Below are 18,726 nucleotides of genomic sequence, written 5' to 3'. Positions count from 1 at the left end.
ATTTTCTTGGGTGACTTAGTGGTGAAGAAATCCCGGACCCCCTTATCAGTAAAACGGATAATCCCAATTCTCGCTTCTTTTGCCAGAAAGAGGCCAACCTGCAGTGGACCGTATGGGACCGCGTCGCCGACAGACCTGCCAGCCTCGGCGGACGTGAACTGGTCGGATGCACGTCCTATCGCGCAAGTGCGGCCGCTTCCCTGTGACGCAGATTTATTCGCATGGGCTGGAGGCCGGTGCGCACCCGCAGCGGCCCGAGCCAGAAACGCCAAAGGGCTCGGAAGTACGCGCCTCGCGGGATGCCGACCAGGAAATTTCGCGCCAGTCTTCCTAGCGCCTTCCTCGGCCAAAGGCTGTCACCCCTTCCGGCCAGAATGAGACCGGCTCCTTGGGGCTCTCAGGGCGCGATCCCTCGGCAAGCCCAGGCGACATTTGCAAAGGAACGCGGGCCGTCCGGCTGGCCGGCCTGATATGCTTCGCGCACCGCCGCCTCGGCTCTCGCGCGATCCGGCGCATCGAGGGACGACAAGAACTTGCCGAACGGGCCCTCGCCTGCGGCCATCGGCGACCAATAGTCGTCAAAATTGCTGTAATCCATCCGGATCATCAGCTGCGTCTCGCTAACCTGCAGAAGCCCTTGCTCAATGAAGGTCGCCCTCATCTCTCCCGGCATCATCATGGGTTGGAAGCAATAGCGCGCACGAAACTGGCGGCCGGCTTCGCCGAGCGCCGCCACCGTATCGGCCATCATGCGCATGCCCGGCATGCCTCCCAGATGATCCCAGACAGAAGCGGCCACGACGCCACCAGGCCGAACGACGCGGCGCATTTCGGCCACAGCCTTGCCGGCGTCGGTAACAAAATGCAGCACCAGAAGCGCCAGCGCGCGATCGAAGGCTCCATCGTCAAAGGCGAGCGCGCAGGCGTCGCCCTGCTCAACCTTTATCCGCGGATCTGTTCTGCGCCTGATCGTTTCAGCCACGAAAACCGGCGAATAGTCGATGGCGGTGATCTCCTTGAGCTCAGCCGCCTTCAGCAGGGCAAATGTCAGACTGCCAGTGCCGCAGCCGACGTCGAGGATCTTCTCGCCAGCCGAGATGCCCGCGAAATCTATGAACAGCGGCGCAAGCTTCTGGCTCCATCGGCCCATGAGCTTCTCATAGCCGCTGGCATCATGGACTGTGAAAGTCGAAGTCACTTGTTCCCTCCCTTAATGCAACGCGGACACATGCTTGTTTGGCCGGCGCGTCGGTTGTGGGAAAGTATAACGCTCGCTAGAGATAACGCCACCAATGCGCACCAGTGAGACGAATTTGTCTGAAAATCCAACCGACAAGGTCATGCTGCGCGGCTCCAGCGCTCTGCTGGCGATGGGCCTGCTGGTTCTGATGGGCATCGTTGCCGCCACATACCTGCTCGCCGAGAAGTCGCGCATCAGTTTTGACGATGTAACTGCCGCGCGTGACACCCGCACCGCTGCCGTCGATGTCCGCAATTCTCTCCTCTCGGCGGAATCCAGTCAGCGGGGTTTCCTCTACAACGGCAACGAGATCTATCTCTCGCCTTACGATACGGCAAAGTCGTCGGCTCTTCGCCGGTTCGAAAAGTTGCAGCTCCTCGTTGCCGGGGAACCCGAGGCGGCAGCATCGATCGACCAGCTCAAGGCAATCATCGGCGAAAAGCTTGCCGAAATGGACAGGACCGTCGCCCTGAAGCGACAGCGCAAGGACGATGCCGTGGCGGCGATCGTCGCTTCCAACCGTGGCAAGGCGCTGATGGATCAGGCCAACGTCTACTTCAACGGCATCATCCTTGCGGCCGACGACCGGCTGACCGCGCGCGTGGCGGAACAGAGGTCCTACTTCGCCTGGCTGCGCATGATAACCATAGCCGGCGGCATTGCGATCGTTATCGTGGTCGGCTTCGCCTGGGCCTCGCTTTTGCGCCACACGCGCGAACTCAGCGCCGCACGGTGGAACCTCGAGGCTCTCAACAGCGGGCTGGAAACCAGGGTGCGCGAACGTACCGCCGACCTCGTGCGGGCCAATGAAGAGGTTCAGCGCTTCGCCTATATCGTCACCCATGACCTGCGCGCGCCCCTCGTCAACATCATGGGTTTCACCAGCGAGCTGGAAGCAGGTGTCGCCACCCTGCAGACGCTCATCGAAAAGTCCGGCATCGGCGCCAACGCGTCCGACCCCCTGGTTGCCAACGCACGAATGGCGGCGGAGGAGGACCTGCCGGAAGCCATCGGTTTTATCCGCTCGTCAACGCGCAAGATGGATGGGCTCATCAACGCCATCCTCCAGCTTTCGCGCGAAGGACGCAGGCCGTTGCGGCCCGAAGCCATACAACTTGCGGCTTTGATCGAAAGCACGGTTTCCAGCTTCCAGCATCAGGTCAAGGAAGCGGACGGGAAGATCGACGTCGACCTCGCAGGCGTGGAGATCGAGGCCGATCGCCTGTCGCTCGAACAGGTTTTTGCCAACCTTTTCGACAATGCAACCAAATATCGCTCGCCCGCGCGGCCGCTTCGCATCAGGGTCGGAGCAAGGACTATCGCCGGCGATCGCATCGCCATCGATTTCGAGGACAATGGCCGCGGCGTCGCCGAGCAGGACGTGGAACGCATTTTCGAGTTGTTCCGGCGATCGGGTCTACAGGACCAGCCTGGCGACGGTATCGGACTTGCGCATGTACGAGCCATCTTGCGCAGGCTAGGCGGCGACATCACGGTCAAATCAACGCTCGACGTTGGGACAACTTTCAGGATAGAGCTGCCGATGATCGCGGCATCAAACGAAAGAGCGTTTGCATGAGCCAAGCCGGCAAACCAGTAACGATCGTTATGATCGAGGACGATGAGGGCCATGCGCGCCTCATCGAGAAGAACATTCGCCGCGCCGGGGTCAACAACGATGTCGTTGCTTTCACCAACGGTTCCAGCGCGCTCGCCTACCTGCTGGGGCCGGACGGCTCTGGCGACGCGAGCGTCGGGCGTCATCTTCTTGTGCTTCTCGATCTCAATCTGCCTGACATGACCGGCCTCGATATTCTGCAACAAATCAAGGCCAATCAACATCTCAAGCGGATTCCTGTCGTGGTGCTGACAACGACCGATGACAGTCGCGAGATCCAGCGCTGCTACGATCTCGGCGCCAACGTCTACATCACCAAGCCCGTGAACTACGAAGGCTTCGCCAACGCCATCAGGCAGCTCGGCCTCCTGTTCACCGTCATTCAGGTCCCGGAAACGGCCTGAAAAACGATGCCTAAGACCAGGGTCCTTTACATCGATGACGACGACGCGCTCGCGCGCCTCGTGCAGAAAAAGCTCGGCCGCCTCGGTTTCGTCGTCGAGCATGCTTCCAGTCCGGAACAGGCTCTGACCAGACTTGAGGAAGGCGGCTTCGACGTCTTGGCGCTCGACCACTATCTGGGTGCCGGGACCGGGCTTGAATTCCTGGCAAGGCTTGCAACGCGCGGCGCCGGCCCTCCCGCCGTCTATGTGACCGGCTCTTCCGAAATGAGTGTCGCGGTGGCCGCCCTGAAGGCCGGGGCCAGCGACTTCGTGCCGAAGACGATCGGTGACGACTTCATAGCGCTTCTGGCCTCCGCCCTCGATCAGGCTGTCGCCAAGGCACGCCTCGTTGCCGAGAAGGAAGCCGCTGAGGCGCAGGTGCGTGCGGCGCGCGACCGCGCCGAACTCCTGCTGGCCGAGGTCAACCACCGGGTCGCCAACAGCCTTGCAATGGTCTCAGCGCTGGTCAACCTGCAGGCCAATGTGTTGACGGACAAGGGCGCCAAAGATGCGCTTGCCGAAACCCAGGCGCGCATCTTCGCCATAGCCTCGGTGCACAAGCGCCTCTACACCTCCGGCTCGGTCGGCATCGTCGAACTCGACGGCTATCTCGGCGGCCTCCTGGAAAACCTTGGCGGCTCGATGCGAGGCCAGGGGCACGGCGCCAACCTGATCAGCGATCTGGCGCCGCTGACACTCGGCATCGACGCCACGATCAATCTCGGGGTGATCGTGACCGAGTTGGTCACCAATGCCTTCAAATACGCCTATCCCGACAAATCCGGCGATGTGCGGGTACTCCTGCGCGAGGACAGCCCAGGGCGCGCTTTGCTGACCGTCGAGGACGATGGCGTCGGCAACGCCGGCAAAGTCATCAAGGGAACCGGGCTGGGAACGCGCATCATCAAGGCAATGGCTAGAAGCATCGACGCCGACGTTGTCTATCACGCACGCGACCCGGGGACAGCGGTGGTGCTGAGCTTTGCCCTGCCGCAGTGACGGGCTATGCGCGCTGGCAGGCTTTGCCTCCGCCATGGGTCATGCAAGGATGCGCCCGGCGTTTTCTTCAGGTGGAGAGTTCGATGTTTTGGCAGACCGGTAGATTCGCCATGCAGCAGTTGCTGCCGATCGCTGCTCTGCTGCTCGCAACCAATGTCGCCTCGATGGCCGAGGGGTCACCCGGCATTACCGTTCCGACGGTTCTACAGCCATTCGTTCCAACGGCGCCGAGCTGCTCGAAGCCAACCGACCTCAAGCCGATCCTGGCATTCGCCAAGGACAACAAGCGTGAGTTCATCGAGGGTGTCGATCATGGCCTGGCTCAGGCGGCCGAAGACAACCATCTGGAATATCGTGTCGCCCTCGCCGCCAATGACAGCGCCAAGATGATCTCGGACGTCGAGGCGCTGCGCGCCGAGCGGGTGGGCGGGATCGTTGTGTCTCCCGTAGACCCGGCGGCGCTGGCCCCCAGCCTGCAAAAGGCCATGTGGTCTGGAACCTATGTCAGCACGGTCGTCGCACCGCCGGCAACGTCGCTGCTCAACGCGCCGCAATATCTCACCGGGAAGGAACTGGGAGACGCGGCGGTCGCGTATATCAAGGACAAGTTCCACGGCCGAGCCGACGTGGTGCTGCTGACCCAGGACAGCCTGCAATTTCTCACGCCGCGGTTTGTCGCCATCCGCGATGCGCTCGACACGCTGCCAGACGTGCGCATCGTAGCCGATATCTCCCCCAATCCCGTCAGCAAGGAAGGAGGATTGGCCACGATGCGGATGGTCATCCAGGCGCATCCGCATGTGGACGTGGTGCTGGGCGCCGATGGTGTCGTCCTTGGCGCCCTGCAGGCGCTGCGGGAGGCTGGCAAGGACAGGCCGGATCAGTTCATCGGAGGGATCGACGGCGAGCCCGAGGCAATAGCCGAAATCACAAAGGGAGGTCCCTACAAGATGACGGTCAGCCTGAATTCGCCTGTCTTCGGATATGCGATGGGCCAGCATGCGGCCGACTGGCTCGAGGGAAAGCCGATCCCGCAAGCGATGGATATCCTGCCGCACGTCATCACGGCGCAAAACCTTGGCGACTATCAAAAGGATCTTGCCAATCCAGGCGCGGTCTATGCCGATCCGGCGCGAAGAGATGGCTATCTACGGATGTATGGCAACATCTGCTACGACAGCCGCGATCAATATCTCAATTTCCCCTGGTCGTCTGAATCTCGATAGTAGACGCACCATCCGGAGGCTGGGCAACAGGCCATTTGACCGGACCAACGCCATTACGACACCGACGTGTCGAATTGTTTGCATTCAAACGACTTTTGCGACGCTATCTCCGTGCCCTCACTTGGTGATCGTGGGAGGACACATGGGATCGCCCGAGCACGCAGTCGAAATCATTCGCGACAAGAAATGGACCGTCCGCGTGACAGCCTACGGCAACACGCTGACCTTCCCTTTCGAGGCCGAAAGTTACGCGCGCTCCTACGCGGACGGCCAGGCGTTCCGGCTTGGTGTCGAGGTAGCTGAACGCAAGAAGTGCGCGTGAAGGCTCGTGCGTTCGCCTAACACGTGATCGCGGGCTCGACCGCCAGGGAACGAGCTGGCTTGGCTCGATCTTTCACTTGGAGTCGGTATTGGCTTGTGGGACCGACGGGGTTCCAGAGCGAACCGGGTCCGGGATCAACTTCTGGAAGATCGCATCGTTCTTCGCTCGCCACGCTTCATCCGCAAGCCACAGATATTTCTGGTCGGGCATCAACGGCACGGCTTTGACATCGGCGCTGGAGATGCGGAGGTAGAAGCTTGTCCGCTCCTCGTTCACTTGAAGATAACGTAGCGGGACGACGATGCTGTCTTTCCCGGCGATAAAGAACCCACCGGAGGCAACGACTGCGTAGTCCCATCGGTCCTTCGTGCCAATCACGACATTTCGAACTTCGCCAACGATCTTGTCATCCGAGCTGCGGACCTCGGAGCCGACGATCTCGTCGACGCGAAGGCCAGGTCCAAGGTCGTCGAGATTGATGAGCGGGCGGGCGTCTGGGGCGTCACGATTGCCCTGGATACCCCCACCTTCATGCTGCTTAGGTTCGCCTGCTGCCAATTGCTCATCGGCAAGATCCTCATCATTACCCGCGAGCTTGGCCATTGACGGCGCGGCGATCAGTTGGCGGATATTGGCGAGCACGCGCTCGCAATCGTCGTGCAAACCGTATGTCCATAGAACGAACGCCGCATCCCTCAAGGTGCGCAGGTCATGGACCAGGTATCGGTTTTCTGGCTTGCGCAACTCAGGGCTCTTGAGCACGGCCTCCTCGAGTTTCGCATCGGAGATATTGCATACAGCGAACGCCGGGCTGACACCAAGCGCGCAAAACAATGCCAACGGCGCTGCAACCTTAACGAATTTCATATTGTTTCCCACAGGCGGCTTCTTGCTTTGACTTCGTGTGTCGAGCACGCCAATCGGGTGGAAATGTACCGCGGAACATTTGTACCAGCACAGCTCAACAGCCCGTGTGGATATTGGTTCCAGCGGTGGGGGTCGTATTTTTCCGAGTCGGCCTGAACACAACAAGCTCGCGTGGTGGTTTCGATCGCATTTGCCTAGCAGGCGATTGCGGTCTCGACCTCCAATACGGGCAACGACCCGTAGAACAGAACACCCGGGCGTCCTCATATTCGCCACTGGCCGGATCGCCGCAGCGGCTGAAGGCGATCACCCCAGCGGCGGTCTTAGAGCATGGACGACTCTGAAACCTGATGAACAGAAAGCGGTGTTGCAAGATTGCGGCGATACCACGCTCAACAAGTCGCACGCAGATTTCTGCGCCATGGCAAAGAAGATGGGCGGCTGAACCTAGGCCGGACGTCGAAGGCGGGCCCCAGGTCCGCCTTCGAGTAACTGCGGCTGGTGCTGTGCCTACAATCCCTCAGCTATAAAGGCTTCCCGGCGCGCATCATGGCCCGAGCGATGGCAAGCTGCGTTTCCGTCCTGGCGTTCTCCTTCTGGGTCATGTTGTCCGCCGCGATCAGCCGCTTCAGTGACCGCAGAGTTTCGCCGCGCGACCAGCCGGCCTCCAGCATGCAACCAACGATGGCCTGGAAGCCGGGCTCCATCGCCTCCTGGCAGTCGATGACTCGGTCTGGATAATCGTTCGCTTCTCTTGGTCGACTGATCATCTCACCCCCCGCCAAATAGCTGTCGCCGTGTTCGCGATGTTCGAAACAGACCAATGTGATGGTTGTCGGCTTTGCAAATCCGAACGGCGCGCGCTTCCCGCACACGTCAAACTCGCAGACATGATTTTCGATCCGTCCACCTTGCCGCGCCGCCGTCATGCCTTCGGCAAGCTTGATGGGTTCGTCGCTCACAGCGGATTGATCGGTCCGACCAGGGCAGGGTGATCATTCGGCTGCCTGTTTATGACGGTCGAATTGACGTCGCGCCCAACTCGGTTGAACTGCAACTGGCCGTCGATGTCGTGGCTGAGGATATCTTTCAGATATTCCTTCGGCGTTCCCGGGTCGAGCCATGCGTCGTAATAGGCCTGGTCGAGGATTGCCGGCTGCCGGTCGTGGGTTTTTCATTCGGCTCGCCGGCCGGCTGGGGATGATTGTGCAGCTCGTGATGTCGAGATTTGAGTTGTGGGCCCAAAGCCCGGCAAACGAAAAAGGAGCGTGGCCGGGAAGGTAGATGTGCCAAGGGTCCTTCTTGCCGTCGGCCGGCGAGATCGTCCACTCAAAGAAGCCGTCAGCTGGGATCAAGCATCGTTTCGACTTGAAGGCGTCCCTGAACGCCGGCGCCGTATCGATGCCTTCAATCCTGGCGTTGAACATGGCCGCCTTGGGCATTTCCTTTGCCCAGAACGGTACGAGCCACCATCGCCCCTCCCGCAGGCGGTGGTTCCCGTTCTCGCCAGCGGTGACGAAAGGAACATCCTGCGTCGGCGCGATGTTGTAGCGAGGCTCATCATTTCGCCCGATTTCCGCCGGCGCCGTCAGGCGGTAGAGACGGTGGATCTCCGACCATGTCAGATATCGGGTGTAGCGGCCGCACATGACATATCCTCGATCGACAGGCTTCCCGATCCTTCGGTGCAGCTATCCTGCCGACAGTGAACGAAATGAGAACAAAATAGTCAAGCGCCTCTTGACCGGACAGGAATATGTTCCTTATTCCTGATCTATCTGAGCAGGAAAAGAGCCATGGGAAAGCGCCAAAATGCGCCGATCGGCGAAGCTATGTCTGAATTGGAGTTGGCGGCGCAGCAAGCCATTGCTGCAGCCGGTGGCGACGCTGTGGTCGCCTTGCTGACCGCTCTGGCTAGGAACGCCGAACTTGAACGCGAACTCGCTTTGTCACGCGCGGCGGTCTCGAATGGCTTTTCTCGCGGCTGGCACAAGGCGCGCCCCTAGATGGTGGACACTGCCGAAGACAATTTCCGGATCGAGGTTTGGGATCGGGAGGAAAAGACGCATCTCGAAACCATCTGTCGAACGCCGGACGCGGTGGTGAGCCAAGCTGCCTGGCACGCCGCCATCCGGCGCCGGCCGGGCATGCTGCTGATCCACTACAACAGCCGCCACGTTATGGAGAAGATCGTTACCCCGGGCGAGGTGAAGGTTCCGCCGCAGACGATCATCGACGGCAGTATTCGCGCTGGGCGACTTGCGCAGCTGGCACACGCTGCGTGCGTGGTGCACGACTTGCTCGCATCATGCCGAGGTGAAGCCCGAGGGTCTGATCCGGCGCTACGGCAAGGAAGCTCTGTTCAGCTCGGTGGAGCGCGCTCTTTTCTGCACGAGTTGCAAAAAGGGAGGACCGGTTCGGCTGGAGATACACAGCATGCCGCGAAACTGAGAGTGGTCGTCGGCGCTGTTGATCAGTGTCTCGAATTTCGAGATGACGCGCGGGCTCCAGGCTCGCGCCTGCTCCACCTTCGTCATCTTGCTTTCGAGAAGACGATCGTTGACTAGCGTCACGCCAGATCCTCAACCTTTCCTCGCGACAGCCTACTAAAAACGAGCGCGGTGCGAATGGATTGAATTCCTTTGTTGGCACGACCCCCCTCCACGGCAACTTTCTGGGTGGTTCGTCTCGGAACCGCACCGTCTTCTTGCGGCCCAAACGAGACATACTCGGTACGCCGCCTTGTGCGGTTGGATGGAGCAAGCTTTCATCCAAGTCACGTCAAACCGTTATCGGTGGACATCTCGGCCTGCAGTTCGCTTCATCATTCTTGATAGCCAGGTGCCGCCATTGCCTCCCTTCTTCATTTCATAGAGCGCACCAACGACCTCACGAACGGGCTGATCTGCCCGAAGGACGGCTGAAGCCTCGACCGCCTATGCCGCAATGGCGCGGGCTCGGAAACGAAGAGACGGAGACTGAAAAATGGCTACCATCGGCACTTTCAAGAAGACCAATGCGAACGAGTTCACCGGCGAGATCGTCACCCTCAGCGTCCAGGCCAAGGGCGTGCGCATCGTCCCCGACACAAGGGCCAGCGGCGAGAACGCTCCAAGCCACCGCGTGGTGGTCGGCAAGGCCGAAATCGGCGCCGCCTGGTCCAAGCGCTCCAACGAGGGCCGCGACTATCTCGGGCTCAAGCTCGACGATCCGAGCTTCACCGCTCCGATCTACGCCAACCTCTTCGCCGACGAGGAAGGCGAGGGCCACAGCCTCATATGGTCCCGCCCCAGCCGCCGCAACGGCGAATGAATGAAGATCCTCTCGCCTGGCAATCGCGCCGGGCGAGAGTTCTCTAGGTCTGATCAGACCGTCGCGCAAATCGTAAGCCCGCGCCGCCGCCATTTTCCGCAAGGAATTCGATTCCCGCTGTCTCAAACGCACGGCGGATCGCAGCTAGTGGATTGATCGAGACAAAAGAGTCCAATATTGGATTCCCATCGGTCTTCGCATGTGCGACGATCGGGCATGCGCACCGGTATTACATTTGACGTCATTGCCACCGACAGGATCCGGCTCGAAGCCATCGTGGCAAAGCGCGGTTCGCCGCAGAAGCATGCGTGGCGGGCGAAGATCATTCTGATGAGCGATGACGGCTTGGGAACTGTGGCCATTATGGAGGCTACAGGCAAATCGAAGACCTGCGTGTGGCGATGGCAGGAGCGTTTTATGGCCGAAGGCGTGGATGGCCTTTTGCGCGACAAGAGCCGCCCGCCAGGTATTGCGCCACTCGATCCCGAACTGGTCGATCAGGTGATCGCGCTGACGCTGGAAACGCCCAAGCAAGAGGCCACACACTGGACCGTTCGCGCGATGGCAAAGGCGGTGGGGATCGCGGCCTCTTCGGTCGTCAAGATATGGCACGAGCATGGTCTTGCACCGCACCGCTGGCGCAGCTTCAAACTGTCGAATGACAAGGCCTTTGCCGAGAAACTGCACGATGTCGTTGGGCTCTACGTCTCGCCGCCGGCCCATGCCATTGTTCTTTCCGTCGATGAAAAAAGCCAGATCCAGGCGCTCGACCGCACCCAGCCGGGACTTCCTTTAAAGAAGGGGCGGGGTGGCACGATGACCCATGATTACAAGCGCCACGGGACCACCACCCTGTTTGCTGCCCTCAATGTTCTCGACGGCTCGGTGATCGGCCGCAACATGCAGCGACACCGGCATCAGGAGTTCATCCGGTTCCTTAACGTGATTGAGGCGCAACTGCCGAAGGATAAGGCAGTCCACGTCATTCTCGACAACTACGCGACCCATAAGCAGCCGAAGGTCCGCGCCTGGCTGGCTAGACATCCGCGATGGACCTTCCACTTCGTTCCAACATCATGTTCATGGCTCAACGCCGTCGAGGGCTTCTTCGCCAAACTGACACGACGCAGACTGAAACACGGCGTCTTCCACTCCGTCGTCGACCTGCAGGCGGCAATCAACCGCTTCATGACCGAGCACAATCACGAACCGCGGCCATTCGTCTGGAAAGCAGACCCCAATGAGATCATTGCAGCAGTCAAACGCGGGCACCAAGCGTTGGAATCAATCCACTAGATTGTTTCGGTGCGGAATACGAATACTCCTCTCGAAGTCTACTATCGTAGTTCTGGAAACAGCCGCTGCCTCGGCTAGGTCCCCCTGACTCCATCCGAGCATAGCTCGTGCAGCACGACACTGCTGAACAGAGATCGCATCACTCTCAATATCGTTCTTTTTGGTTGACATAGGTCAAAAAAGCCGCTTTTAGTATGCCACCCTACGGAAGTCATTGATGAGGTCTGGCGAAATAGCCTCGCTCGGCCCCACTACGCGACGACGTTGATAGCTCAGAATCTTCATTGATTCTGACGATAGCTACCAATTGTCCTTTCGTCACGGGTGAGAACGGGAGGCGCCGGTGAGTGGAGGTAAGGCAGCTTCACAATCCCCATCAATTGGCGAAAACCAGCCGTCGGCCGATCCAGCACTTCTCCTATCCCTTGCCTGGATTGACGCTCACGTTGCGATGCTGGCCTCGTGCGTTCGGCAGCAGCAGGCTGAGGAGGGGGTCCTGGAGTGCGGTGCGCTCATGCCTGTCGGCGAAGTGATTGGGCGCGGAGAGAGGGTTGGCGCCGACCGCGACTGGCCTGATTTTCTGAAGGAAGAGCAGGATGGCGCTGAAAAGGCCGACGCGTTGCTGGCTGAGATTGTGGCGACGCCTGCACAATCCTTGGCGGGCGTGGTCGCCAAGCTTGCGGTCATCCTTCGGGAGGCGACTGACAACACCGACCTTTGCGAATTTCCGCTGCCGCATATCCGCTCTGCTTTGGCCGATCTAAGGCGCCTCACGCACGAAGCGACAGGCGACGAGCCTGCCGGCTGGCCCGCAGGCGACCAGTCGATCGGCGCGCTGTTCGAGCAGCCTGCGTCATCGTTCGCCGCATGGCGCGCCTTCAGTGCCTGGAGCCAGGGCGATGACGACGCCTATCGCGCCTGGACGAACACATTCAAGACACTGCAAGGCGCAAGCCAGCAAGCATCGCGAAGTGTCACCTGACTGCTCGGCGCCGAGATATCTCATCGTCCATTCGTCAATGACGGAATCCAAGGATTTCGCTCAAAGCCACGTCCCCCTATCAAATCCTTGAGAAGGGAAGGATGCGGATGAAGACGGATACATCGCAGTGGCGTGACCCACAGGCATATGCGTTCGTCCAAGGTGCCGCCGCCGATGCGATTGCCTGGGAGTTCCTGCGACGCAATCCCCAGTATCAGCAGGACTTCGCGGCCTCCCGCTCGGCCAAGGCGATGCGCGCATTGCGCCAGCGCTGGGGTTTGCAGTTTCGCCGCCAGGCCTGACCAGTCCGCAGTCGAGCAGACCGTCTATTGGGCGCCTCAGATCGATCCTGGGGTCGTGAACCTTGTCCAGATGCCGCCGGATCTGCGAGCGCAGGAAGGCAGTGCTTCCGACGTCCCGCTGGCCGCGGGCCGGCATGACGAGGTCGGTCTTCACACGCGCTCTTCGCCGGGCGGCACGCAACTGGCGCTTCTCGACGACGCGAAGCCAGGCGAACCGCTTGCCGCCATCATCCCGCTCGACGACATGGCGCACGACCGGCTCCAGGCGATCGAGCGGTTCATCCGCTCGATCCATAGGCAGCACGTTCCCGACGCTCGATTGACTGCGGCCCAGCGCCGACGCCTTGGCCTCATGCTGCGATGCCTGGATGGCCGCGAACAGCAGGCATCCCATTTTGAAGTCGCGACCGCCTTGTTCGGTCGGCGGCTGGTTAGCGCCGCCGACTGGCAGGACTCGCCTTTTCGCTACCAGACGCATCGCCTCGTGCGCGACGGACTGAAGATGGTCGAGCGCGACTACCGCCAATTGTTGCGCGCGCGGCGGCGTCAACTCTGACGAGTGCCGCCGGTCTCGTTGTCCACTGACTTGCGCTGTCTCCAAGCCGACGCCTACTCTCAATCCTGAAAAGAATGGCGGCTTTGCGCCCAATGCCGGACATTCCTGGGCAAAGTGAGCCGTCCCGAAAGCGGCCATTCGTTCCGATTGCTCGACGTGCGACCCTTGATAAGGTTGTGAACAGCGGGATTCGAAGGCCGGACGAAGATGTTCGTCAGGCTATTCCATATACGGCGTCAGCACATCCTCGATCCATTTCATGAATGCGCGGACCCGGCGCGACAGGTTGCCGCGATGTGCCACGACGAGCGACACGGCGAGCGGCCGGCGACGAAAATCGGGTATGATCTCCACAAGCGCCCCACTCTCCAAGTATCGGCCAATCCCCAAGAGTGGCGCCTGAATCAGGCCAAGGCCGGCGAGGGCAGCGGCTTCGTAGGTCTGAGCGCTGTTGACGTGCAGTGCACCTGGTAGTTGAAGCGTCGCGTAGCTGTCGCCGTCCGGATATTCCCATCCATGGGGTCTTGCGCCCAGCATCGTTGAAAAATGAATTGTCCGATGTTCCTGGCGCTGGAGATCTTCCAGCGATCGAGGGACGCCATGGCGCGCCAGATAGGCAGGACTGGCGGCATTGACCATGCGCAACAGGCCCAGTGGGCGGGCAATCAGCGTCTCGTCTCTGATGGGGCCAAGCCGCAATACGCAGTCGAACCCCTCTTGAACCAGATCGACTTGCCGATCCGTACTCGACACCTCCAGCTCCAACTCGGGATGTGTCGCCATGAAATCCGGCAAGGCCGGCATGATCGTTGTGCGCGCCACCTCGGTCGGGAGATCGACCCGCAAACGTCCGCGAAGGGCCACGCGATCGCTCGCGAACATCGAGTGTAGGTCATCGACTTCGGCAAGCAGATCGCGGGCACGGGCATGAAATGCGCGTCCGTCCTCCGTCAACTGCACGCTGCGCGTCGTCCGGTGCAGGAGCCTGACACCGACATCTTCTTCCAGCTTCCGGACCGCCGTTGAGGCCCTCCCTTTTTGGATACCCAGGCTATCCGCCGCGCGGGTGAAGCTCCCCATTTCCGCTACCGTTATGAAAATGAGGATGGGTTCGAGATTCTGCATTTTCGTGCCTTGGCATTGTTCTCCAAAAAGAGAACAGTTGGTTCATTTTCTCGGTGTTTATCACACCTGAGAGGCACAGTAAGCTTCGAATATGGGATCCCCCCATCGGAGAATGACAAGTGTCCGAAACCATGAACTTGCATCAGATACCTGAAACCATGACCTTGCATCGCGCCCTGTGGGCCGGCCGGATAATGAGCGCGTTTGTCGTTGTCGCTCTGGCGGCAGACGGCACTATTCAGCTTTTCGCGCCGGCACAGATCGCGGGCATGTTGCAGGAAACCGGGTTCGCGATGGACCTGACCTGTGTCGTGGGTCCGATCATACTCGCCTGCGCCATCCTTTACGCGATCCCGGCCACCGCCGTCCTCGGCGCGATCCTGGTGACGGGCTTTTTGGGCGGTGCCATCTGCGCACATGTCCGCATTGGTGAGTTGGGGTCGCCGCCGGAAATCATTTCCCTGCTTCTGGGTGCGATGACATGGGGCGGCCTCTACGCGCGCGATCCCCGAATCCGGGCCATTCTACCGCTCATCCAATGAACCAACCGGGCAGTGCTCTGTCCCTCAACATCAGGAGAAAACACATGTTTTTAGTAATGGGAATCACGGGAAAAGTTGGCGGCGCAACGGCAGAACATCTGTTGGCGCACGGCAAGAAGGTACGCGCGCTCGTCCGCAATCGCGAGAAGGCGGCTGACTGGGCGAGCCGGGGCGTGGAACTGATCGACGGCGACTGGAACGATCCGGCGGCCATCAAGCGGGCGCTCAGAGGCGTCGAAGGCGCGTTCGTCATGTTGCCCTCTGTCTGGGCGCCGTCGGCCGATTACAAGGAAGCAAAGGGCGTGATCGCAAACTACGTCGACGCGCTCAGCAAGGCTGCGCCGCCTCGAGTGGTTGCGCTCTCGTCGATGGGCGCGAACAGGACCAGCGGGCTCGGGATGATCACGGCGCTGTCGCTGATGGAGCAAGGTTTTCGTGCTCTGCCGTCGCCAATCGCATTTGTCCGCGCAGGCGGATTCTTCGAGAATTTTCTTTACGGCCTGCACGTCGCCCAGGGCGGAACGCTGCCGGTCTACTACAATCCGACAGACCGGAAATCGACCATGGTGGCGACCAACGACATCGGCGCGGAGATCGCAACCCTTTTGACCGGGCCAGCGTGGTCAGGGCAGCGCGTCGTCGAGCTTGGTTCGATGGTCGCCGCGGATGAAGTCGCGGAGCAATTGGGTGAAGTCCTGAACCGCGACGTGAAAGCCTTCGCGATCCCGCGTGCTGGGTGGGCGGAAGCGTTCGAGCAATTCGGCATCCCGAAGGGCCACACCGGACCTGCCGAAGAAATGTTTGAGGCGGTGAACGCAGGATGGATGGACGTCGGCGTCGGGGGTACGGAGCACGTAGCCGGTACCACGTCCGCACGCGATGTATTCGAGGCTGCACAGAACGCCGCCAAGGCGTAAGCCCGGAACGGATCGGGCATGAGACGGAGACTTCCCGCTTCTGCGTCGGACGCGTCGCGGGAAGCGCTCAACAGTTAAGGCAAGCGGGGCGCTTCCATTCCCGCCTGCCGACCACAATGCGCCTCAAGTCGGCCGTTCGCCGGGCCAATTGCTGACCCTCAAAGCCGACGTTCGTTTATGTGTGATTGGGCGCCCGAAATTTGCGGCTTGGTGCCGGCGCCGATCTGCATCAAGGCCCGGTCGGCCCGCACACATCGCCGTATTGTCGCCCTCTCTTCTGCTACCTTCGCCGGCCGGAGGGGCCGTTGATTCAGGAACGGCGGACGAACTATCGCGCAGACTGATAGGCGGCGATCGCCGCTTCCTTGGCGTCGTTCAACGCCTGGAGCTCGTCCTGCAGCTTCCCAGTCGCGGTCGGGCCGGACAGCGCAATGATGCCGATAATGGCAAAGCCGAAGTCGAGGCAGGCGCAGATGCCGCGGATCGTCTCGTGGTGACTTGAGCCGTATAGGCTGGTGTGGGTGACAGCCACCATGCCGTCCGGTCGATCTTCGTTGATCGACACATGGCCGAAAACGCCCTTCGGATTGGGGTGCGCGCCGTAGTCGATCGCGCCCTCGTAGGCCTCTTTGGCGAGCCTATCGATATCCGGAGCCTTATGGGCAAAACCCTTGATCGCCTTATCGAAGGTGAAGGCGTTGCGGCAGGCCTTCTTGTCGGCCTCGCTGCGGTGTCGATTGCCCCAGACCTCGGAGAGGGCGGGCTGCTGCTCCATCAGGTAACCATAGCTTGCAGATTCGAGGGCGGTCCGCACAAGTGGAAAAACCGCCGCCGGATGCCCGCTTAATGCCATGCGCGCCGCGCCGAGAAACATCTGGTAGGCGTTGAGGAAGAGGACGAAGGCGAAGGCCGGCGTCGGCGATACGTGCTCCCACAGGTCGCGCCGAAAATAGGCGTCGTACTGCAGCAGCGCCTTCAGCAAGGGGCTGTCGGCTTCCCGCAGGTCGCGCATGGTCTCATCGGCCGCCGCCATGTATTGCACGAGCCCGTCGCCCAACTCGACGCATGCTTTGCCTTGGTTCATGCGCCGCCCGTCCAATGAACGGAACGGATGAAGTCTTCCCGACTCCATCGACTGAGCACGTATTCGCCCTTTTTGAGGGGAATTCCGCCGGCTACGCGCCGCGCCAGCTCGTCGCCGGCGAGAAAGAAAATGTAAGTTTCGCACTCAAGGAAAACATAGCCCGTCGCTCGTTTCCACTTCTCGATGAGCTGTTTGCTGCGGCCCATCCACTGCATGATCGCATAGCGGCGGCCATCGATCTCGACGGGCCGGGCTCCCCAATTCATTGAGGCCTTGAAGCTCCAGCCGGTGAAGCTCGACGGCCCGTCATGAACGTGGACGAGCCAATACAGGCGGTGGCCCTGACGATAAAAGGCTTCGCGTGCCGCTCGTTCCTCCTCCGAAATCGGAGAGTATTGCAGCTCCAGAACGGCCGCGTGCGGGGTACCGGCGTTGCAAAGCACGTCGGCCCTGTGGCGCTCGCCGGTCGCTTGGTCGATCAGACCGACCTCGCGGCAGTTCTCGGGAAAGGCCTCTTTCCAGCTTAGATGCCAAGGGCCTTCCGGTTCGCTCCATGGATCGCAATCCCCGGCGTTGTGCCGCCAGTGCCTGACATTCTCGACCGGCATGACGGAGGTCAGCAACCCGCCGCAATCACTGCAGACCGTGCTTTCCCCTTTGGCGAGGGGAGCGCGCTTTATTCCGTCGATCCAGGCGTAAAGCATTCATCCCCGCGACAGTGTTTTGGGCCTTTCAGCATCGGTCTCCCGGAAGCGCCAAGACTGGTCTAATCTGATGTGAACATTAGCGTGAGGTCTTCCCGGGAGGTGAGGGAGACAATTCCGGTTCTGTAACGACATAGCTTTATACGAGGGGGATGTCAGTGGCCGTAATGTCCAGGATACCGTAGGATCGTCGATGACGACAGGGGAGAAGGTGTGGCAAGGAAAAGTGCTGTATCGAAGGCGATCTACACGCGCCACATCCGGCTTTACCGCTATCTCAACGACGCATGGATATTTACGGCGCTGCTGCGACCGGAGTTGAAGACGCGCGCGGACAAGCTCCGGTCTTCAAAGAGCAAGGCGAAAAAGCCCTATCCGGTACCGAAGCGCAAAGGCACGGTTACAAGCCGGCGCCGGGACGAGGATATCGGCCTGATCTTCTACGCCCAGCACGAGCGGGGCGTCTTCGAGACGAACATCGTCTCGATGGTGTCGCGGGTCGAAGCCTTCATCCAGGAATGTATCGCGATCGCCGCGAGTACCTTTCCCGCCAAACTATCGGTGCTGGCGGACAAGAGCGGTATTCCCCTCGACCTGTTCCTTGAGCACGGAGACCGGGATGACGTGATCCGCCGTTTCGTCGAGCTGAAGTGCGAGGGACTGATGTTTGGCAAACCGTCCGAATATCTCGACAAGGCGGCGAAGGTGCTGTCGATTGAGCTTGAGCCGGAAACAGTGCGCGCCTTCATCGAGATCAAGGCCTCACGGGATATCATCATCCACAACAGCGGGCTCATCAACAAGCTCTACGTCGAGAAGGCGGGCGACAAGCGTCGGGGGGACGCTGGGGAAGAATTGGTCATTGACGATGCTTATTTCCGGCACGTCATCGTGACACTGAAGGCGCTGGCCGGGGCCATCCAGTCGAAGACGGAAGCGGTCTACAAGTAGCTGCGCCGCTCCTGCGGCGTGACGCCTTTTTGGCGGCGGGTATCTCAGGATCAACGGGCGTCCGCGTTTAGAATGAAGCTGATGTTTGAATGGCGGGTTGGGGTCTTGGCCGCTTCGTGAGGTGATTAGCCTTGTCCACTTATGGCGTTCGGCGCTCCAAAGCTGCCATCCCGCTACCGGCCCCTTTTCGGACTTCAACTCACTGTTCCCGATTGCCGCTCCCTGTGATCCGCGCCATTG

The 18,726-nt window shown here is 60.5% G+C and carries 23 protein-coding genes and 1 pseudogene; 15 read left to right on the top strand and 9 right to left on the bottom strand.

Features of this window, described 5'->3' with window-relative positions:
• Positions 1-397 precede the first annotated feature (397 nt).
• The gene (locus D3242_RS28520) at positions 398-1,198 is read right to left on the bottom strand and encodes a class I SAM-dependent methyltransferase (protein WP_019863596.1); all 801 of its coding nucleotides are present in this window, start codon (positions 1,196-1,198) and stop codon (positions 398-400) included.
• A gap of 115 nt (positions 1,199-1,313) precedes the next feature.
• On the opposite strand from D3242_RS28520, the gene D3242_RS28515 reads away from it, so the two are divergent.
• The 5 genes from D3242_RS28515 to D3242_RS28495 all read left to right on the top strand — a co-directional run bounded on the left by D3242_RS28515 (position 1,314) and on the right by D3242_RS28495 (position 5,848).
• Entirely contained in the window at positions 1,314-2,819 is a 1,506-nt protein-coding gene (locus D3242_RS28515; RefSeq protein WP_027047840.1) for a sensor histidine kinase, read from the top strand.
• Positions 2,816-3,262: a response regulator gene (locus tag D3242_RS28510; protein ID WP_010913467.1), complete on the top strand. Its 447-nt coding sequence runs from the start codon at positions 2,816-2,818 to the stop codon at positions 3,260-3,262. Before D3242_RS28515 ends, D3242_RS28510 begins: the two co-directional genes overlap by 4 nt.
• Positions 3,263-3,268: 6 nt before the next feature.
• Complete coding sequence (locus D3242_RS28505) at positions 3,269-4,300, top strand: histidine kinase dimerization/phosphoacceptor domain -containing protein (protein ID WP_019863599.1); 1,032 nt, start codon at positions 3,269-3,271, stop codon at positions 4,298-4,300.
• 83 nt (positions 4,301-4,383) lie between these two features.
• Positions 4,384-5,526 carry a sugar ABC transporter substrate-binding protein gene (locus tag D3242_RS28500; protein ID WP_020629175.1) on the top strand — a complete coding sequence of 381 codons (1,143 nt, stop codon included), beginning with the start codon at positions 4,384-4,386 and terminating at the stop codon, positions 5,524-5,526.
• A 142-nt stretch (positions 5,527-5,668) separates the two neighbouring features.
• Positions 5,669-5,848, top strand: a complete 180-nt coding sequence (locus D3242_RS28495) for a hypothetical protein (RefSeq protein ID WP_019863601.1) — start codon at positions 5,669-5,671, stop codon at positions 5,846-5,848.
• Positions 5,849-5,920: 72 nt separating this feature from the next.
• Here D3242_RS28495 and D3242_RS28490 read toward each other — a convergent pair whose 3' ends face one another.
• From D3242_RS28490 to D3242_RS34295, 4 genes and pseudogenes are all read right to left on the bottom strand, one after another.
• The gene (locus D3242_RS28490; RefSeq protein ID WP_019863602.1) at positions 5,921-6,763 is read right to left on the bottom strand and encodes a PRC-barrel domain-containing protein; all 843 of its coding nucleotides are present in this window, start codon (positions 6,761-6,763) and stop codon (positions 5,921-5,923) included.
• A 476-nt stretch (positions 6,764-7,239) separates the two neighbouring features.
• Positions 7,240-7,485 carry a hypothetical protein gene (locus tag D3242_RS34405; RefSeq protein ID WP_064982357.1) on the bottom strand — a complete coding sequence of 82 codons (246 nt, stop codon included), beginning with the start codon at positions 7,483-7,485 and terminating at the stop codon, positions 7,240-7,242.
• Between the two features lie 188 nt (positions 7,486-7,673).
• Positions 7,674-7,865 carry an SOS response-associated peptidase family protein gene (locus D3242_RS34300; RefSeq protein ID WP_244748429.1) on the bottom strand — a complete coding sequence of 64 codons (192 nt, stop codon included), beginning with the start codon at positions 7,863-7,865 and terminating at the stop codon, positions 7,674-7,676.
• Between the two features lie 82 nt (positions 7,866-7,947).
• A pseudogene (locus D3242_RS34295) lies at positions 7,948-8,364 on the bottom strand (SOS response-associated peptidase); the annotation flags it as partial.
• 147 nt (positions 8,365-8,511) lie between these two features.
• Between D3242_RS34295 and D3242_RS28465 the strand changes: the two are divergent.
• From D3242_RS28465 to D3242_RS28440, 4 genes are all read left to right on the top strand, one after another.
• A complete protein-coding gene (locus tag D3242_RS28465; RefSeq protein ID WP_010915372.1) occupies positions 8,512-8,721 on the top strand; it encodes a hypothetical protein in 210 nt (69 codons plus the stop codon).
• Positions 8,722-9,282, top strand: a complete 561-nt coding sequence (locus D3242_RS28460) for a hypothetical protein (protein ID WP_223217988.1) — start codon at positions 8,722-8,724, stop codon at positions 9,280-9,282.
• A 418-nt stretch (positions 9,283-9,700) separates the two neighbouring features.
• Positions 9,701-10,027, top strand: coding sequence for a DUF736 domain-containing protein (locus D3242_RS28450; protein ID WP_027047842.1), 327 nt, complete (start codon positions 9,701-9,703; stop codon positions 10,025-10,027).
• A 216-nt stretch (positions 10,028-10,243) separates the two neighbouring features.
• Positions 10,244-11,323, top strand: a complete 1,080-nt coding sequence (locus D3242_RS28440) for an IS630 family transposase (RefSeq protein WP_019863233.1) — start codon at positions 10,244-10,246, stop codon at positions 11,321-11,323.
• On the opposite strand, the gene D3242_RS34290 is transcribed toward D3242_RS28440, so the two are convergent.
• Positions 11,312-11,494: a helix-turn-helix domain-containing protein gene (locus D3242_RS34290; protein ID WP_280948385.1), complete on the bottom strand. Its 183-nt coding sequence runs from the start codon at positions 11,492-11,494 to the stop codon at positions 11,312-11,314. The two genes, D3242_RS28440 and D3242_RS34290, sit on opposite strands and share 12 nt — an antisense overlap.
• A gap of 343 nt (positions 11,495-11,837) precedes the next feature.
• On the opposite strand from D3242_RS34290, the gene D3242_RS28430 reads away from it, so the two are divergent.
• From D3242_RS28430 to D3242_RS28420, 3 genes are all read left to right on the top strand, one after another.
• Positions 11,838-12,305, top strand: a complete 468-nt coding sequence (locus D3242_RS28430) for a hypothetical protein (protein ID WP_223217983.1) — start codon at positions 11,838-11,840, stop codon at positions 12,303-12,305.
• A gap of 101 nt (positions 12,306-12,406) precedes the next feature.
• Positions 12,407-12,607: a transcriptional regulator domain-containing protein gene (locus tag D3242_RS28425; RefSeq protein WP_120145555.1), complete on the top strand. Its 201-nt coding sequence runs from the start codon at positions 12,407-12,409 to the stop codon at positions 12,605-12,607.
• A gap of 55 nt (positions 12,608-12,662) precedes the next feature.
• Complete coding sequence (locus tag D3242_RS28420; protein WP_019863607.1) at positions 12,663-13,163, top strand: DUF2285 domain-containing protein; 501 nt, start codon at positions 12,663-12,665, stop codon at positions 13,161-13,163.
• A gap of 219 nt (positions 13,164-13,382) precedes the next feature.
• Here D3242_RS28420 and D3242_RS28415 read toward each other — a convergent pair whose 3' ends face one another.
• Complete coding sequence (locus D3242_RS28415) at positions 13,383-14,288, bottom strand: LysR family transcriptional regulator (RefSeq protein ID WP_064982498.1); 906 nt, start codon at positions 14,286-14,288, stop codon at positions 13,383-13,385.
• Between the two features lie 119 nt (positions 14,289-14,407).
• Here D3242_RS28415 and D3242_RS28410 point away from each other — a divergent pair, with 119 nt between their 5' ends.
• Entirely contained in the window at positions 14,408-14,830 is a 423-nt protein-coding gene (locus D3242_RS28410) for a DoxX family protein (protein ID WP_064982496.1), read from the top strand.
• A 44-nt stretch (positions 14,831-14,874) separates the two neighbouring features.
• Positions 14,875-15,747: an NmrA family NAD(P)-binding protein gene (locus tag D3242_RS28405; RefSeq protein WP_064982494.1), complete on the top strand. Its 873-nt coding sequence runs from the start codon at positions 14,875-14,877 to the stop codon at positions 15,745-15,747.
• A 328-nt stretch (positions 15,748-16,075) separates the two neighbouring features.
• Here D3242_RS28405 and D3242_RS28400 read toward each other — a convergent pair whose 3' ends face one another.
• Both D3242_RS28400 and D3242_RS28395 read right to left on the bottom strand, forming a co-directional pair.
• Complete coding sequence (locus D3242_RS28400) at positions 16,076-16,804, bottom strand: hypothetical protein (protein ID WP_245435307.1); 729 nt, start codon at positions 16,802-16,804, stop codon at positions 16,076-16,078.
• Positions 16,805-16,827: 23 nt separating this feature from the next.
• On the bottom strand, positions 16,828-17,535 hold the full coding sequence (locus tag D3242_RS28395) for a competence protein CoiA family protein (RefSeq protein WP_064982490.1): 708 nt from the start codon (positions 17,533-17,535) through the stop codon (positions 16,828-16,830).
• 213 nt (positions 17,536-17,748) lie between these two features.
• Between D3242_RS28395 and D3242_RS28390 the strand changes: the two genes are divergently transcribed.
• On the top strand, positions 17,749-18,486 hold the full coding sequence (locus D3242_RS28390) for a hypothetical protein (protein WP_064982488.1): 738 nt from the start codon (positions 17,749-17,751) through the stop codon (positions 18,484-18,486).
• Positions 18,487-18,726 lie beyond the last annotated feature (240 nt).

Origin of the sequence: Mesorhizobium jarvisii, assembly GCF_003601985.1 — a bacterium.
Classification (GTDB): Bacteria; Pseudomonadota; Alphaproteobacteria; order Rhizobiales; family Rhizobiaceae; genus Mesorhizobium; species Mesorhizobium jarvisii.
The sequence above is the reverse complement of the archived record's forward strand: the minus strand, read 5'-3'. Positions and strand labels throughout refer to the sequence as shown.